General features: G+C 59.3%; 14 protein-coding genes. 6 read left to right on the forward strand and 8 right to left on the reverse strand.

Translation table 11 applies throughout. The features are described 5' to 3' along the window. Nucleotides 1-56 precede the first annotated feature (56 nt). Both L4923_RS20190 and L4923_RS20195 read left to right on the forward strand, forming a co-directional pair. A complete protein-coding gene (locus L4923_RS20190) occupies nt 57-2,963 on the forward strand; it encodes a valine--tRNA ligase (protein ID WP_239368424.1) in 2,907 nt (968 codons plus the stop codon). A 421-nt stretch (nt 2,964-3,384) separates the two neighbouring features. Beyond that, nucleotides 3,385-4,590 (forward strand): outer membrane protein transport protein, encoded by a 1,206-nt coding sequence (locus L4923_RS20195; RefSeq protein ID WP_239368426.1) that lies wholly within the window; start codon nt 3,385-3,387, stop codon nt 4,588-4,590. Between the two features lie 255 nt (nt 4,591-4,845). On the opposite strand, the gene L4923_RS20200 is transcribed toward L4923_RS20195, so the two are convergent. After that, on the reverse strand, nt 4,846-5,085 hold the full coding sequence (locus L4923_RS20200) for a hypothetical protein (RefSeq protein ID WP_239368428.1): 240 nt from the start codon (nt 5,083-5,085) through the stop codon (nt 4,846-4,848). A gap of 26 nt (nt 5,086-5,111) precedes the next feature. Here L4923_RS20200 and L4923_RS20205 point away from each other — a divergent pair, with 26 nt between their 5' ends. Next, complete coding sequence (locus L4923_RS20205; RefSeq protein WP_239368504.1) at nt 5,112-5,942, forward strand: tetratricopeptide repeat protein; 831 nt, start codon at nt 5,112-5,114, stop codon at nt 5,940-5,942. Nucleotides 5,943-5,970: 28 nt separating this feature from the next. On the opposite strand, the gene xth is transcribed toward L4923_RS20205, so the two are convergent. The 3 genes from xth to L4923_RS20220 form a co-directional block, all read right to left on the reverse strand. Beyond that, nucleotides 5,971-6,765 (reverse strand): exodeoxyribonuclease III, encoded by a 795-nt coding sequence (gene xth, locus L4923_RS20210; RefSeq protein ID WP_239368430.1) that lies wholly within the window; start codon nt 6,763-6,765, stop codon nt 5,971-5,973. A 205-nt stretch (nt 6,766-6,970) separates the two neighbouring features. Continuing rightward, on the reverse strand, nt 6,971-8,059 hold the full coding sequence (locus L4923_RS20215; RefSeq protein ID WP_239368432.1) for a nucleoside hydrolase: 1,089 nt from the start codon (nt 8,057-8,059) through the stop codon (nt 6,971-6,973). Between the two features lie 167 nt (nt 8,060-8,226). Continuing rightward, the gene (locus tag L4923_RS20220; protein ID WP_239368434.1) at nt 8,227-9,198 is read right to left on the reverse strand and encodes a GlxA family transcriptional regulator; all 972 of its coding nucleotides are present in this window, start codon (nt 9,196-9,198) and stop codon (nt 8,227-8,229) included. Nucleotides 9,199-9,321: 123 nt separating this feature from the next. On the opposite strand from L4923_RS20220, the gene L4923_RS20225 reads away from it, so the two are divergent. Then, nucleotides 9,322-9,942, forward strand: a complete 621-nt coding sequence (locus L4923_RS20225) for a cysteine hydrolase family protein (RefSeq protein ID WP_239368436.1) — start codon at nt 9,322-9,324, stop codon at nt 9,940-9,942. Nucleotides 9,943-10,004: 62 nt separating this feature from the next. Here L4923_RS20225 and L4923_RS20230 read toward each other — a convergent pair whose 3' ends face one another. Next, on the reverse strand, nt 10,005-11,705 hold the full coding sequence (locus L4923_RS20230) for an amidohydrolase (protein ID WP_239368438.1): 1,701 nt from the start codon (nt 11,703-11,705) through the stop codon (nt 10,005-10,007). Nucleotides 11,706-11,899: 194 nt separating this feature from the next. Between L4923_RS20230 and L4923_RS20235 the strand changes: the two genes are divergently transcribed. Further along, nucleotides 11,900-12,784: a helix-turn-helix transcriptional regulator gene (locus L4923_RS20235; protein ID WP_239368440.1), complete on the forward strand. Its 885-nt coding sequence runs from the start codon at nt 11,900-11,902 to the stop codon at nt 12,782-12,784. A gap of 41 nt (nt 12,785-12,825) precedes the next feature. On the opposite strand, the gene L4923_RS20240 is transcribed toward L4923_RS20235, so the two are convergent. The 3 genes from L4923_RS20240 to erpA form a co-directional block, all read right to left on the reverse strand. Beyond that, nucleotides 12,826-13,728 (reverse strand): DMT family transporter, encoded by a 903-nt coding sequence (locus tag L4923_RS20240; RefSeq protein WP_239368442.1) that lies wholly within the window; start codon nt 13,726-13,728, stop codon nt 12,826-12,828. A gap of 126 nt (nt 13,729-13,854) precedes the next feature. After that, a complete protein-coding gene (locus tag L4923_RS20245; RefSeq protein ID WP_239368444.1) occupies nt 13,855-14,238 on the reverse strand; it encodes a VOC family protein in 384 nt (127 codons plus the stop codon). A gap of 1 nt (nt 14,239) precedes the next feature. Then, nucleotides 14,240-14,587 carry an iron-sulfur cluster insertion protein ErpA gene (gene erpA / locus L4923_RS20250; RefSeq protein WP_239368446.1) on the reverse strand — a complete coding sequence of 116 codons (348 nt, stop codon included), beginning with the start codon at nt 14,585-14,587 and terminating at the stop codon, nt 14,240-14,242. 72 nt (nt 14,588-14,659) lie between these two features. On the opposite strand from erpA, the gene L4923_RS20255 reads away from it, so the two are divergent. Further along, a complete protein-coding gene (locus L4923_RS20255; protein WP_239368448.1) occupies nt 14,660-15,874 on the forward strand; it encodes a deoxyguanosinetriphosphate triphosphohydrolase in 1,215 nt (404 codons plus the stop codon). Nucleotides 15,875-15,900: the final 26 nt, after the last annotated feature.

Here is a 15,900-nt window from a genome sequence, read left to right on the forward strand (position 1 = left end):
CTTGCCCTTCCGATTTACCGTCACCAGCAAATCCCGACAGTCCGGACGCCTTTCCCATGCTTGAAAAAACCTATGACGCAAAGAGCGTCGAGCCGAAGATCGCCAAGATTTGGGAGGAGGCGGATGCCTTCAGGGCCGGTGCGGGAGCCGAGGAAGGGGCAGAGCCTTTCTCGATCGTGATCCCGCCGCCCAATGTCACCGGTTCGCTGCATATGGGCCACGCGCTCAACAACACGCTGCAGGACATCCTGGTGCGCTTCGAGCGCATGCGCGGCAAGAACGTGCTCTGGCAGCCCGGCATGGATCATGCAGGTATCGCCACCCAGATGGTGGTCGAGCGCAAGCTAATGGAAAGGCAAATCCATCGCCGCGACCTGACCCGGGAGCAGTTCGTCGAAAAGGTCTGGGAATGGAAGGATGAGTCCGGTGGCGCCATCTTCAATCAGCTCAAGCGGCTGGGTGCCTCGGCAGATTGGTCGCGTGAACGCTTCACTATGGATGAGGGCCTTTCAAAGGCCGTGCTCGAAGTCTTCGTCACGCTGCATAAGGAAGGCCTGATCTACCGCGGCAAGCGGCTGGTGAACTGGGATCCGCAGTTCGAGACCGCGATCTCCGACCTCGAAGTCGAGAACAAGGAAGCCGACGGCCATATGTGGCACTTCAAGTACCCGCTGGCCGGCGGCGAGACCTACACCTACGTCGAGAAAGACGCGGACGGGAACGTCACCCTGAAGGAAGAGCGCAATTACATTTCGATTGCGACCACCCGGCCGGAAACCATGCTGGGTGACGGCGCTGTGGCCGTTCATCCCTCAGACGAACGTTACGCGCCAATCGTCGGCAAGCTTTGCGAAATCCCGGTCGGCCCGAAGGAGCACCGGCGCCTGATCCCTATCATCACCGACGAATATCCCGACCCGGCCTTTGGCTCCGGTGCGGTGAAGATCACCGGTGCGCATGACTTCAACGACTATCAGGTTGCGCGCCGCAACAACATTCCGCTTTATCGGCTGATGGACACGCGGGCCGCCATGCGCGCCGATGGCGAGCCGTATGCCGACTATGCTGCGCAGGCACTGGAAATCGCGCGAACCGGAAATGTGCCGAGCGAAGCTGAAGTCGACGCGATCAATCTGGTTCCGGACGAATATCGAGGTCTTGATCGTTATGCTGCCCGCAAGCTGATCGTCGAGGCGATTACCGCGGAAGGGCTCGCCGTCACGGTCAAGGACGCGGAAGGCAATGACATTCCTTTCGTGGAAAAGAAGAAGCTCATGCAGCCTTTCGGCGATCGGTCGAATGTTGTGATCGAGCCGATGTTGACCGACCAGTGGTTCCTCGATGCCAAGGTGCTGGCAAAACCGGCGCTGGCTTCGGTGCGCGAAGGGCGCACCAAATTCGTGCCGAAGAACTGGGAAAAGACCTATTACGACTGGATGGAGAACATCGAACCCTGGTGTATTTCACGCCAACTCTGGTGGGGACACCAGATACCGGCGTGGTATGGACCGGATGGGCACATCTTTGTCGAGAAGACCGAGGAAGAGGCGCTCGAGGCTGCGATTCAGCACTATCTGGCCCACGAAGGTCCCTGGAAGGCATGGGTCGAGGAGAAGCTGGAGAACTTCCAGCCCGGTGAGATCCTGACCCGTGACGAAGACGTTCTCGATACCTGGTTCTCATCCGCTCTGTGGCCGTTCTCGACGCTTGGCTGGCCGGACAAGACGCCGGAGCTGAAGACCTACTACCAGACCGATGTGCTGGTAACCGGCTTCGACATCATCTTCTTCTGGGTCGCCCGCATGATGATGATGGGACTGCACTTCATGGATGAAGAGCCGTTCCACACGGTCTATGTGCACGCACTGGTGCGCGACAAGAACGGGCAGAAGATGTCGAAGTCGAAAGGCAACGTCATCGATCCGCTCGAGCTTATCGATGAATATGGTGCCGATGCCCTGCGCTTCACGCTGGCGATCATGGCAGCGCAGGGGCGCGACGTGAAGCTCGACCCGGCGCGTATTGCCGGCTACCGCAACTTCGGCACCAAGCTGTGGAATGCGACACGCTTCGCCGAAATGAACGGCGTCGCCCGGGATGACTCATTCTGGTTGCACGATGCCAAGCTCGCGGTGAACCGCTGGATCCTGACCGAGCTGACCCGCGCGGCGCGCGAGATCACCGATGCAATCACCTCCTATCGCTTCAACGAGGCGGCCGGTGCGGCCTATCGCTTTGTCTGGAACCTGTTCTGCGACTGGTATCTGGAACTGCTGAAGCCGGTTTTCATGGGCGAGGACGAGGCCGCCAAGGCCGAGAGCCGCGCCTGCGTCGCCTTCGTGTTGGACGAGATCTACAAGTTGCTTCATCCCCTGATGCCATTCATGACGGAAGAGCTGTGGGCTGAGACTGCGGGCGAGGGCACGGAACGTCCCTCCCTGCTGTGCCATGCCGCCTGGCCGGCGCCAGACTTCGAGGACGTGGAATCGGCTGACGACATCAATTGGTTGATTGATCTCGTGACCGGCATTCGCTCGGTGCGTTCAGAAATGAATGTGCCGCCGTCTGCGATCGCGCCGTTGGTGGTTATCGGTGCAAATGCTGTGACCAAGGAACGATTGGTCCATCACGAAGCGGCGATCAAGCGGCTGGCGCGGGTCGGCGAGATTTCGCATGGCGATACCGCCCCGAACGGGTCCGCACAGATCGTGCTTGGTGAGGCAACGGTATGTCTGCCGCTTGGCAGCCTGATCGATCTCGCGGCCGAAGCGGCGCGCCTGCAGAAGGAACTGGCCAAGGTGACCGAAGAAATCGCTCGCCTGCACAAGAAGCTGTCGAACGAGAAGTTCGTCGCAAACGCTCCCGAAGAGGTGGTTGAAGTAGAGCGCGAGAAGCTCACCGAATACAATGAACAGCAGGCGAAGCTCTCTGCAGCGCTTACCCGCGTGCGCGACGCCGGCTAACCCATCAAGCTATTCCAGATCGCGTTCTGCCAGCCTTGGTGCGGTGGCGGAACGCTGATTCCTGAGGGCCTTCGAAGGCCGTGGGAGACCATTCGAAGCCTATTTAATAGGCATTCCGTTGCGTCACAATTGACGTAAACGGAAACTTTTGAACGCATTGTTGCCATAATGTAACAATTGCGAGCTTAGCCTCGCAAAATGAGGCTTTTTCGCGCGTTTTCCGGACATTTCAGTGCATTTTTGTTGCGCAGGCTCTCAAAAACGATGGCTTTTTGGTGTCTGCGCAAGTGCTGCGGCCGCTAGACCAAATGTATTAGTGGCCACCGTGAAAATCTGTACTTGTACAACCAAAAATTCGTTATTGCCTCATTAACGCGAATTGGTTCTAGCTTGGTGCACGAATTTCCGGGGAGAGGATTTCATGACCAATCTACGTATCAAGGCGCTCCTGGGGGCAGGGTGCATGTCGCTGGCGCTGATCGGCACGGCAAATGCCGGCGGCTTCTCGCGCGGCTCGGCCGATACGGACATCATCTTCGAACAGGGCAACTTCAACATGCGCACGAGCGTCACCTATGTGACGCCGAAGCGTAAGTTCAGCAAGAATGGCAATCCGGCATTGGTCGGTACCGATTATGCCGAGGACTACGTCATCCCTTCGGCTGCGGTAAAGTTCAACCTGACCGACAACCTTCGTTGTGCTGGCACGCTCGTAAATAACAACGGCGGTAATGCGAAGTACGAGTCCCCAACGCTGAGCGGCAAGATATCCGAAGAGTTTACGACTTATGAATCTGCGTTGACCTGCGGCGTCGGGTTTGATGTCGGCAAGGGCAGGCTTTGGGTGCTTGGCGGCGGCTTCATGGAGAAGTTCGACTATAGTCGCGTAAATTCTTACGCGGCATTGGGGCTGGGTAACGCCACTTTGGATCTGGAAGGCCAGGAATATGGCTACCGCCTTGGAGCTGCCTATGAGATTCCGGACATCGCGTTGCGTGGACAGGTTATGTACCGCTCGGGCACGAAGTATGGCGCGGATGGCGGTTTGACGGCGCCGGCAGCTGTGTTGGCCAAGGCAACGGCAGGCACGCCGCTCCAAGCGCGATTCCTGCAGATTATTCAGCAGGCCGGTCCGAACGCGCCAGTTCCAGTCGACGCCATCGGTGTCGGCAACCTGCCACAGAGCGTTGAGTTCAAACTGCAGACGGGCGTAGCACCGGGTTGGCTGGCGTTCGGTAGCGTCAAGTGGACCGACTGGAGCCAGCTTACCACGTTGGACGTTCGCTCCAAGATTGGCGATGTGACAGTTTCTTCGGACAAGTATTTCTGGAAGGATGGCTGGACAGTCACCGGCGGCGTTGGCCATGCCTTTAACGATCAGCTTTCTGGTTTTGCCAGCCTGACCTGGGATCAAGGCGTTGGCACCGGTTGGGACATCATCGGTGACACTTATACGCTGGCGGTTGGCGGTTCCTACAAGGACGGCATGGGCGGCGAATTCCGTGGCGGGATCGGCTTCAGCTATCTCGGTTCGGGGGAAGAGACGCAATACGCCCCCGGCACCAACCAGGCTGTCAAATCGGGCTATGCTTTTGCCTTCAACGGCGGCTACAGCGTCAAGTGGTAAGCTATTCTTTCTGATCTAAAAAAGCCGGGCCAACGCCCGGCTTTTTTATTGCGTGGAGATCGCGCGGCCAAGCCGAGCATTCCCTCTGGCGGGACGCGTTCCGCGTGCCGTAAATGCAACATCAACGGCCTCATTCATAATTGTGACGTTTCGGCAACAGTTTCGAAACAAGCCATCGGCTAAGAAGCGGCAGCGGGCGCGATGCCCATTTCCCGCCATAAACCCGGAGCACCTCGGTAGGGCCCCGGCAAGACCTCAGCAGGTCAGGCGAGGGGTGGGCCGCAAGGCCGCGGCAGGAACCGAAATGAACGCTAACGTGTTTATCAATGCCAGCCAGGGGAAACGCAGCGCGATTGCCATATCGCCGCGCGGTTTCAACCGTAGTTTGGCCGGAAATGCGTGGCAGAATTCGTTGAAATGTGAGTCGCTGCGTAACGCATCGCGCAAAAGCGCAACCGCGAGATCGTTGGCTTGTAAGGGTTTGATCGTCCGCATGGACGATGCGGAAGAAATGCACTGCCATGCGGGTCGGTGAGTTGGCACGGTCATCGGTTTTGACGGTCCTGGTCGCGGTAGCGACCCTGGGTGCCGCAGGCCAAGCTTTTGCCTTCGATGAAAAAATCTTCGACGACAAGACCGGCGTGAAGCCGAAGTCTAGCCCATGGGAAGTTTTCCAGTTCGGTTTCTCGGCCTACAAGAACGGTCACAAGGAACAGGCCGTCGAGGCTTATAAATATGCTGCCGAGAATGGCCAGATCGGTGCGACCTGGAAGCTGGCACGCATGTATGCTGAAGGCGATGGCGTAGCCCAGGATGATTATGCCGCCTACAAGTTCTTCTCCGAAATTGCCGACCAGGATGTGGAGCCGGGTTCTCCGGAGGAAAGCTATGTCTCTGACGCGCTTGTTGCGTTGGGTGATTACCTCAAGCAGGGCATTCCCGGCAGTCCGGTAAACGCCGACCCGGTCGCCGCGCAGGAATACTTCATGCGCGCGGCCGCCAATTACCGCAATCCGAACGCCCAGTATGAGATGGGCAAGATGTTCCTGAAAGGCGAGGGCGGTGTGAAGGCCAGCGTCAGGCAGGCCGGCCGCTGGCTGCAGCTTGCCGCCGAAAAGGGTCATGCAGGGGCGCAAGCTACGCTTGGCAACCTTTTGTTCCAAAGCGGAAAAGTGGTTCGCGGGCTAGCCATGATGACCGCCGCGCTTTCGCGCGCTACGCCGGCCGATCAACCGTGGATACGATCCATGCAGGAAGAGGCCTTCGCTGTCTCAGGCGAAGCCGACCGCCGCACCGCGATTTCGCTGGCTGACGACATGTTGGCCAAAGGCGTCACCGGCGCAGAGCAGTAATAGCCGCAAGCCCCTCTCACCGCCACCATCAGGCGGCTTCGAGAGCGAGTTCCACCGCGACCGGTACGTGATCGGACGGCTTTTCCCATGCCCGCACGTGCTTTTCGATCGACGCGGCTGTGAAGCGGTTGGCCGCTTCAGGCGATAACAGCAGGTGGTCGATACGGATGCCGTTGTTTTTCTGCCACGCGCCGGCCTGGTAGTCCCAGAAGGTATAGACATCCGGGGCGTCGCTGACGGAGCGCACGGCTTCGGTGAAGCCCAGATTCTCCAAGCGCCGAAAAGCCTGCCGGGTTTCAGGCTGGAACAGGGCGTCGCCCAGCCAGGCTTCCGGATATCTGGCGTCGATGGGGTCGGGGATGACGTTGTAGTCGCCAGCCAGGATGAGCGCCTCTTCCAGTGCCAGTCGCGCCTTAGCCCACCGCTCCAGCCGCGCCATCCAGGAGAGTTTGTAAGGAAACTTCACCGGATCATGGATTGGATTGCCGTTCGGCAGATAGAGCGACACGACACGCAATGCGCCTTTGTCGGTGGAGAACACCCCTTCGATGAAACGGGCTTGCTCGTCGGCAGCATCGCCGGGCAAGCCGCGATTGACTTCGTCGAAACGCAGCTTCGACAGGATGGCGACGCCGTTGAAGCCTTTTTGGCCGTGCGTCTCCACATGGTAGCCGAGCGCCTCCACCTCGAAACGAGGGAACTGGTCGTCTACGGTCTTGATCTCCTGCAGGCAGACGATGTCGGGCTGGCTCTCGCGCAGCCAATGGATGAGATTCTCGATACGAGCGCGCACGCCGTTGATGTTCCAGGTGACGATTTTCATGAAAGTCCCGCGACGAGTTCAAGCAATCAAGAATAGGCAATTCATGTTTCGATTCGATCCTGCATTATCCATCGCAGGAAGGGAACCCGAACGCCCCTATATGACCGACGATGGGGACATCATCTTGCCAAATCCCTCCTGACTGTGGATGCAACCCGGCGCTAAAAGGCCGCCTGGACAGCGGCCTTCCGTCGGACTTAAGGGGCTAGTCCTTCGCTACCGGCACCGGTCTGGTCAGCATATCGACATAGAAGTCGTTGAAACGTTTGTTGTCGAATTCCTTGACCACCTTCATCTTCTGCAACAGTGGTGTCGGCTGGTCTTGCCAATAGCCGAGGGTGCGGCCGTAGCCGGGACCGAAGGTGACATCCACATCGATATAGAGGTCTTCAACCCTGGTCGCGAATGTCGGGTCGACGAGATAGGCAAGAGCCAACGTATCGAACACGCTTGCCTTGGCCTTGGCATCCTTGGCGAAGCGCTCGGCCATCCAGCTCTCGCTGAGCAGTTTCTGCACCGGACCTTCCTTGGCGACGATACGGTCGAATTCCGCCTTTCCGATCTGGGTGATGTCGGTGACGTCGAGCGGGATGAGGGCTTGCGGAATCGGCTCGCGCATGACGATACGGGCGGCCTCCGGATCGATCCAGACATTCATCTCGGCAGCGGGGGTGGTGTTGCCCTTAACGTCCACCGCGCCCGCCATGTAGACGATCCGCTTGATCAAAGGCACGATCTCCGGATTTTTGCGAATGGCAAGAGCAATATTTGTGGCCGGACCAATGACCAGCAGCGATACTTCGCCGGGGTTTGCCTTAACGGTATCGATGATGAAGTCGACTGCGTTTTCCTGGCGCAGTTTTGCCTTGGTAGCGAAGCCATCCGGCGGAGCGATAAGGCCCTTGTCGGTCGGTTGCGGGCGATGGAACGAGGTCTTGTAGCTTTCCCCGAAGCCGAACAGGGCACGCTCATGTTCGAAGCTGCGCGGATCATGGACCAAGGGGAGGTTTGCTCCCGCATACACTCCAACTTTTTCCTCGATCCCCAGGCGTTCGACCGCGCGCAAAGCGTCTGCGACTTCTTGTTTGAGCCAGTTGTTGCCGGTCACGATCGTGAGGCCGAGAAGGTCGATAACGCCGTCCTTCTGGAGTTGCGCCGCCATGATGAGCGTCTGGCCATCGTCGCCGATGGTACTGAAGTCGGTGTCGATTATGACTTTCTCCGGCGCGGCATTGGCGAGGGACACCATGAAAGAGCCCGCGGCGGCCAAGAAGATTGTGATGAAACGTTTCATTTGAAGCGCATACCTCCCGTCGATTTCGTCTTAAAATCCGCCCGTCCGCATCAACAAACGACAGAGCTATCCAAGTCAAGGCGCCAGTCTAGACCGGCGGAGCAGCCAGAGGATGGTGCCGGCGCGTCGCGGCGAAAGACAGATCTACGAAGTGCCGCAGACCGTTCCTATCGTGCGTCTTCCAGGGCTGGTTTCTTCTGGAACTGACGGCGATAGCTGGCTGGCGATACCGAAAAGGCTCGCGTGAAATGCTGCCGCAGTGAAACGGTCGAACCAAAGCCCGCCATTTCAGCGATATGGTCGATCGAACAGGATCCGGTCTCCAGCAGGCGCTGAGCTGTGGCAAGGCGATGGTTTAGCAGCCATTGCGTGAAGGTCGTGCCGGTCTTGTTGCGGAAATGCCGGGTAAAGCTGCGCAGGCTCATGCCTGCTCGTGCAGCGAGCTGATCGAGGCTCAAAGGCTCGTCGAGATGTTCGATCGCCCAGCCGATTGCCGCGCCGATCTGATCCTTGTCGCCGCCCCTCGTTAACGGCTTTTCGATGTATTGCGCCTGGCCGCCATGGCGATGCGGCGCGACCACCAGACGTCGGGCGACACGGTTGGCGATCTCCGCACCGTGATCGCGGCGCACGATATGCAGGCAGCAATCGAGAGCGGCGGCCGTCCCGGCCGATGTCAGGATATCGCCGTCATCGATGTAGAGTGCGTTCTGGTTCAAGGCGACATGGGGATGACTTCGCTCGAATTCGTCGGCCCAGGCCCAATGCGTGGACACCGTGCGCCCATCGAGCAGACCCGCTTCAGCGAGGACGAACGTGCCAAGGCACAGGCCGACCACGCGCGCCCCGCGCTCATGCGCCGCCCGGAGAGCTTGCAAGAGGGCTTCGGATGGTCGCTCGTTTGGATCGCGCCAGGCGGGGATAATCACCGTATCTGCCTTCGCCAGGCTGGTCAGATCGTACTCTACATCGATCCGGAAGCCGGACATGGTAGCAACCGGTCCGATATGCTCGCCGCAGATCAGCAAGCGATAGCGCGGTGCGCCCAGCTTTAGCAGATCGTCTCCGAATACGATGCACGGCACCGAGAGGTGAAAAGGACTGATGCCTTCGAAGGCGATGACGGCAATTGTGTGCATGCAGGATGACTTCAAGTGACAGGGTTGGCCAGAACCTATCACATATTGTCATTCAGGCCACTTTCGCCGTCCTGCCGATCTTGTGACCAAGTGTCATCGGAAAATGCAAACAAGGAAGTTCCCATGGCACAGCACCCAACCATCCGCGCCATAGCAGGTGCCCCGGCACCTCAGCACCTCGATCCTGCCAGGACGGCCCTGCTGGTGATCGATTTCCAGAACGAGTATTTTGGCGGCAGGATGCCGATCCCCAATGGAGAAAGGGCACTGGTCAACGCCAACCGCCTGATCGAGCGCGCTGATGCAGAAGGCTCCAAGGTCTACCACATTCAACATGTCACACCGGCAGGTAGCCCGGTTTTCGCTGAAGACAGCGAGACCTCAGCCTTCCACCGCGGCAGCCAGCCTGCGGCGCATCACGCGATTCTGCGCAAATCGTCGGTGAGCGTGTTTCCGACGACGGATATCGATCAGCGCCTGAAACAGTCCGGGGTCGATACGCTGATCATCACCGGCCTCATGACGCATGCCTGCGTTGCCGGCGCCGCGCGTGATGCGGTTCCGCTGGGTTACAATGTGATCGTGGCGGAGGATGCCTGCGCGACACGCGATCTCGATATCGGCAATGGTCAGACCATCGGTCACGATACGCTGCATCGCGCTGCGCTTGCCTCGATCGACGATACGTTCGGCGACATCCTCACGACCGAACAGATCTTGAAGCTGCCGCGGGTAGCAAAGTAGCGGCTGGCCGCTTTTTCGCCAGCGATCCTCCCGATGTGCTGGATCGGGAGGATCATCTGTCGTCAGGGTTTGCGATACACCTCTTTACCGGCGAGATAGGTCGCCTCGACCTTGCGCTGGCGGATTGAGCGATCGAGCGGGTCCGGCAGCGTGCCGTCGACAATAACGAAGTCAGCCCATTTGCCGACGCTGATCGACCCGATCTGATCGCCCCACGGCGTCATATTGGCGCCAGCCTGGGTGTAGGAAAACAACGCCTGATCGAAACTCACGGCCTGTTCCGGGTGCCACGATCCGTTGCCGAGCCCAAAGGGACTTTCGCGGAAGACGGCGTCGTTGATCTGGGTGAGGGGGCTCAGCGGCGAGGTCGGCCAGTCCGAGCCGAACACCAGCGGCACGCCGGCCTGCAGCATGGAGTGCCAGACATAAGCTCTGGGTTCGCGGTTTTCGCCGATACGCTCGGTGATGTATTTGCCGATCGTGCCGGTGGCGTGGTTTGGCTGCATGGAGGCGACGACGCCGAGATCCTTGAAGCGCTTGATGTCAGAGGTCTCCACGACTTCGATATGCTCTATCCGGTTCGGCTGCGCACGTGCAACCGAGGCCTCAGCAAAGGCGTCGAGCACCAAGCCGACGCTGCCGTCTCCGATGGCATGCACGGCGGTCGGGAAGCCGTTTTCGTTCGAAGCGCGGATGGCCGCGGCGAGCTGCTCCTTGGTCTCGAACGGTTTGCCTTTCCAACCCTTCTGGTCTGAATAATCTTCATGCAGGTAAGCGGTGCGGGTGGAAAGAACGCCGTCCATCACCGATTTGGTGTAGCCGAGCTTCAGCAGCGGCCCTTTTTTCTCCTGCTCGCCTGAATCGGCGGAGATCTTGTCCACGGTGTCTCGATCAGCGACAGCCGCGGCAATCTTCTTGGGATCGCCTTCGAAGAAGCCGTACCAGACACGCAGCGACATCTTCTTGTCCGCGACCAGTGCCGCATAGTCATGCACAGCGCCAAGATCGGACATGTCGTTGACGGCTGTAATGCCGACACTGTTCGCGAATTTCAGCGTCTCCAGGAGGCCTTCACGCCGTTCGCTGTCGGTGGCAACCGGTCGGTGCTTTTCGACCAAGTCTCCCGCGCCTTCCAGCAGAATGCCGCTCGGCTCGCCTTTGTCGTTGAGGAGGACCTGGCCACCTTCCTTCACCTTCGACTTGGCAGTGACAGCGCCCACTTCGAGCGCTTTGGAGTTGACCCAGACCGAATGAAAATCGATGTCGCGCAAGATGACCACCCGGTCCGGAACCACGGCGTCGAGGTCTTCCTTGGTGGGCAGCTTTCCTTCGCCCAGCGTGTAATCCCAGCCGCCGCCGGTCAACCACGCGCCTTTCGGAAGACGCGCGTCGGCTTCCTTGATCTTTTCGAGCCAGGTCTTCTTGTCGGGAATGTAGGAGAGATCGACCCCGACGACCATGTCGGTGCCGGAAGTTAAGTGTGTATGTCCGTCGATGAAACCCGGCGTCACCGTCTTGCCGCCGGCGTCGATGATCTTGGTTTCGCTGTCAGCCAGCGCCCTGATCTCGTCATTGCTGCCGATGGCGGCGAATTTGCCGTCGTCTATGGCGAAGGCTTGCACTTTGGGCTTTTTAAGATCGACCGTGCGCACGTCGCCATTGACGATGATGAGATCCGCGGCCGCGTTGGCCGAGCAGACGGTTGAGACGAATGCCACCAGGCATGACGTCAAAAGCAGTTTCCCCGGATATTCGTTTTTCATGGATCCCCTCGATTGCAGCTTTGGGCGCAACTCGGCGGCGCCGGTGCATCGGCATCTTGGGGCTGTGCTGGGAAATGCAAAATACGCCTTCGGGCTAGGGTGCTGTTGTGGCCTGATCGCTCGCGCGACCGTTCTCGATTGCTTGCTGCCATTTTGCCGTTGTCATACCCTGCGCGTGGTACAGGAGATTTCAAATGGACGGCGTCGCCGCGCAGAGCGATCGTAGAGCATCGGCGACAGCAGACCTTGCGCTGTCATTGTTGGCAGGGGTCGGCGCAAGGGATTTCCAGGAACGGCTTGCGCTATCGCTCAAACGGCACGTCAAAGTCGACGCCGGCCTGATCCTGCTTTATCGGCGGGATACGGCACCGAAAATACTCTTCAACGACTGGTGCACCGACAAAGGCCTGTCGGACATCCGCAACTATCTGCAGGGTTCCTATAGGTTGGATCCGTTCTATCGGCTTGCGCTGGATAATGGCGATGACGGGCTCTACCGGCTGAACCAGATCGAGCCGTCGCTCGACCGCTCACAATATTATCGCGAATATTATCGGCATTCCGGACTGCATGACGAGTTCAACATTTTCGTCACTCTTGATACCGATACCAAGGTGGCGATCTCGTTGGCTCGCCGCAGGTCGCATGAAATCTTCAGTGGCGCGGATGCCAAGTTCCTGCAGACGGCCGCACCGTTATTGAGTCAGGCCGTGCTCAGGCACTACCGCGACTTGCGGCCTGAAGCTATTGAAGATCAAGGATCATTGCTGCAGAGCACCCTGGCGCATGCGTTGAAAAATTTCGGGCGCAGCGTGCTTACTGCGCGTGAATGCGAAATCGCTCAACTGATCCTGCGGGGCTTTTCGGTGAAGGGCGCTGCGGCACGGCTCGGCATTTCGCCTGCCACGGTGAAGCTGCATCGCCGCAATCTATACGCGAAACTCGATATTTCTTCCCAGACCGCGCTGTTTTCACTGTTCATCGATGCGGTAGCATTGGCAAGCAATGCGTCGGAAGATCCGTTGATCACCTATCTCGGCCGGCGCGGCCCACAGATGGGACAGCGAATACCCAATTAAGACGCCGGGGCAGACCGTTCCGCGTTGCGTTTTCAGCCGCGTCATACACTCGCTACCGCTTTTCGTCCTGGCAGCGTCATTGCAATCACGCCGGCGATGACGGCAATCAGGCCGGTAGCTGCGGTTGGGGTGACGGTCTCGCCGAGGAAGATGACGCCGATCGCCACACCGATGGGAACCCTGAGATAGGCTTGGGCTGTGGCGCCGACGGAACCCAGTGTTTGCAGCAGCCGGAAGTAGATTGCGAAGGCAAGCGCGGTTGAAAAGGCCGAGAGGCCGAGAAGCGCCAGCAAGGACTGCGTCGAGGGCGTCAGCGTCCAAGGGCGATCGACGATGACGCTGAACGGCATGAGCATCATCGCTCCCGCGATCAGCGAACCGGCAGCTGGAACCATCGGGTCCATTCCTTTGAAACCTTTGCCGGTAATGGCGGCGGCGCCGTAACAGACTGTTGCCGCCACCATGGCAAGCTGCGCCCACAATTGTGCGCCCAGCCCATCGAGTGCCTGTATTCCGATGATCAGGCATGCCCCGGCAAGGCCAGCTGTCACGCCAAACAGCTTGCGGCTCGTTACCCGTTCGTGCCTGGTGACCAGCGCCGTGAGAAGGAATGCGAAGATCGGCGTCAATGAGTTGAGGATGACGGCGAGCCCTGCATCGATCGAGCGTTCGGCCCAGGCGATCAATGTGAAGGGCACAGCGCTGTTCAGAACCGCCTGCAGCACGAAGCGGCCCCACATAACGACATTCATTGGCAGTTTCAGGCCTCGCAAATGGAGCACGCCCAGAAGGATTAACCCGGCGATCAAGGTTCGCGTCGCAATCAGCGTTATCGGCGGGATCGTCTCCACGCCCACCTTGATGAAGGTGTATGAGGCGCCCCACAGCGTCGAAAGGAGCATAAGCAGTGCAAGTTCGGTGACGGGAGCGGTCTTGACGGGCATAGCGGTGGTGGCGGTTCCCTGTGACGTTTCACCGTCCTCTAGCCCGTTCCAACTATGCAATGTTTCGATTGGGATCGAACTGTTGCCACGCATTTATCTAAACGGGGAAACCGTAGCCGATGGCAGCTAGCTTGTCTTGCGTTCCACCAAGCCGATGGTGTTACCGGCCGGATCCTTCAGGAAGGCCATCCATTCGCTTTCGCCGGCGGCTCCGAATAGGCCGTTGACGTCATGGTGCACCATGGCTGGCGCTGCCGTGAATGGTACGCCTGCTGCCTTGGCCGCTGCGTGAAAGCTTTCGATCTCTGTTATGTCGAGGTAGACTGTGCCGGCCGGAACGCCGTCTGCGAAATAGAGCCGCACATCGCCAGCCATGATGAAAGCCATCCCGGGTGGATCAAAGCGGGAATGCAACGGCAAGCCCAGCACGTCATGCCAGAACGCCAGCGTGCTATCGAGGTCGCGCCCGGCCGACAGGGCGACCTGACGGACCGCGCCGATCGAAGGCATGTCAGATCGAGAAACTGGTTCCGCAGCCGCAGGAAGCAACCGCATTCGGATTCCTGATCTGGAAGGACTGTCCCATCAGGTCGTCGACGAAGTCGATGACCGAGCCGCCCATATAGATCAGCGAGATGTCGTCGATGAGGATGGTGGCACCGTCGCGCTCGATCGCGACATCGTCATCATTGCGGGCGTCGACAAGATCGAACTTGTACGAAAAGCCGGAACAGCCGCCGCCTTCGACGGCCACGCGCAATGCCGTCTTGCCAGGCTCTTCGCTGACGATCTTGGAAATCCGCTTGGCGGCGGATTCCGTCATCTCGACCTTCATGGCGGTTTTGGCGTCGGCACCCATGGCGTCACCTTGCGTTCGGTTCTGCTTGATAGGTATGAAGCGGGGCGGGGCAAGTCAACAGCGACAAGGGCGATGACCAGCGAGCTTGGCGATATCGGCTTCGGCTACCGGCCGCGTGCAGCCTACGCGTGCGATCCTTCGCGTTCGCTTGGCCGCCTGTTTGACGAGGTTGAAAGTCCGACGCGTACGCCTTTCCAGCGCGATCGCGATCGGATCATCCATTCAACCGCCTTTCGCCGGTTGAAGCACAAGACGCAGGTCTTTGTCGCACATGAAGGTGATCACTACCGCACCCGACTCACCCACACGATCGAGGTGGCGCAGATAGCACGAGCGCTCGCTCGCGCGCTCTGCGTGGACGAAGACTTGGCCGAGGCGGTAGCACTGGTGCATGATTTCGGTCACACCCCGTTTGGCCATACCGGCGAAGACGCGCTGAACGAGAAGATGGCGCCCTGGGGCGGTTTCGACCACAACGCACAGTCCTTGCGTGTGGTGACGCGGCTGGAACGGCGTTACGCCGAATTCGACGGGCTGAACCTGACGTGGGAAACGCTGGAAGGATTGGTAAAGCACAACGGTCCACTGACCGACGCTGCGGGCAAGGGCCTGAAGGGACCGGTCCCACGGGCGATCCTCGACTATTCGCAACTGCATGACCTCGAACTGGCGCGTTTTGCCAGTATCGAGGCGCAATGTGCGGCTATCGCCGACGACATCGCGTACAACACCCATGACATCGATGATGGCATCCGCTCGGGCCTCATCAGCCTGGACATGCTGGAGGCGGTGGAGTTGCCGGGTTCGATCCTGAAGGGCGTGCGCGAACGCTACCCGACGCTCGATCCGGTGCGCACCGGCCATGAGCTGATGCGACGGCAGATCACGCAGATGGTCGAGGACGTCATCGTCACCGCCAGGGCCAATCTAGCGCGGCTTGCTCCCAGCAGCCCGGACGCTGTGCGGGGAGCGGGCGAAACAATTGTCGGCTTCTCCGCGGAGATGGCTGCGGCAGAGAAGGAATTGAAGACCTTTCTCTATGCGCATCTTTACCGCCACCCCGAGGTTATGCGCGTGCGCGGTGAAGCCGAGCAGATCGTAAAAGACCTATTCGATGCCTATTTCGCCGATCCGCGCGCCATGCCCGATGGCTGGCGCGAGGGGCTCGATAGAGCTGACGACCGCGTCAAGGCGCGCGATGTCGCCGACTTCATAGCCGGCATGACCGACACCTATGCGCTGAAGGAACACCGACGTTTGTTTGACCGAACGCCTGATTTGAGCTAGGCCGGGCCCGATTTCGCCGGCCAAAG

Source organism: Terribium retamae, assembly GCF_022347545.1.
Classification (GTDB): Bacteria; Pseudomonadota; Alphaproteobacteria; order Rhizobiales; family Rhizobiaceae; genus Mesorhizobium; species Mesorhizobium retamae.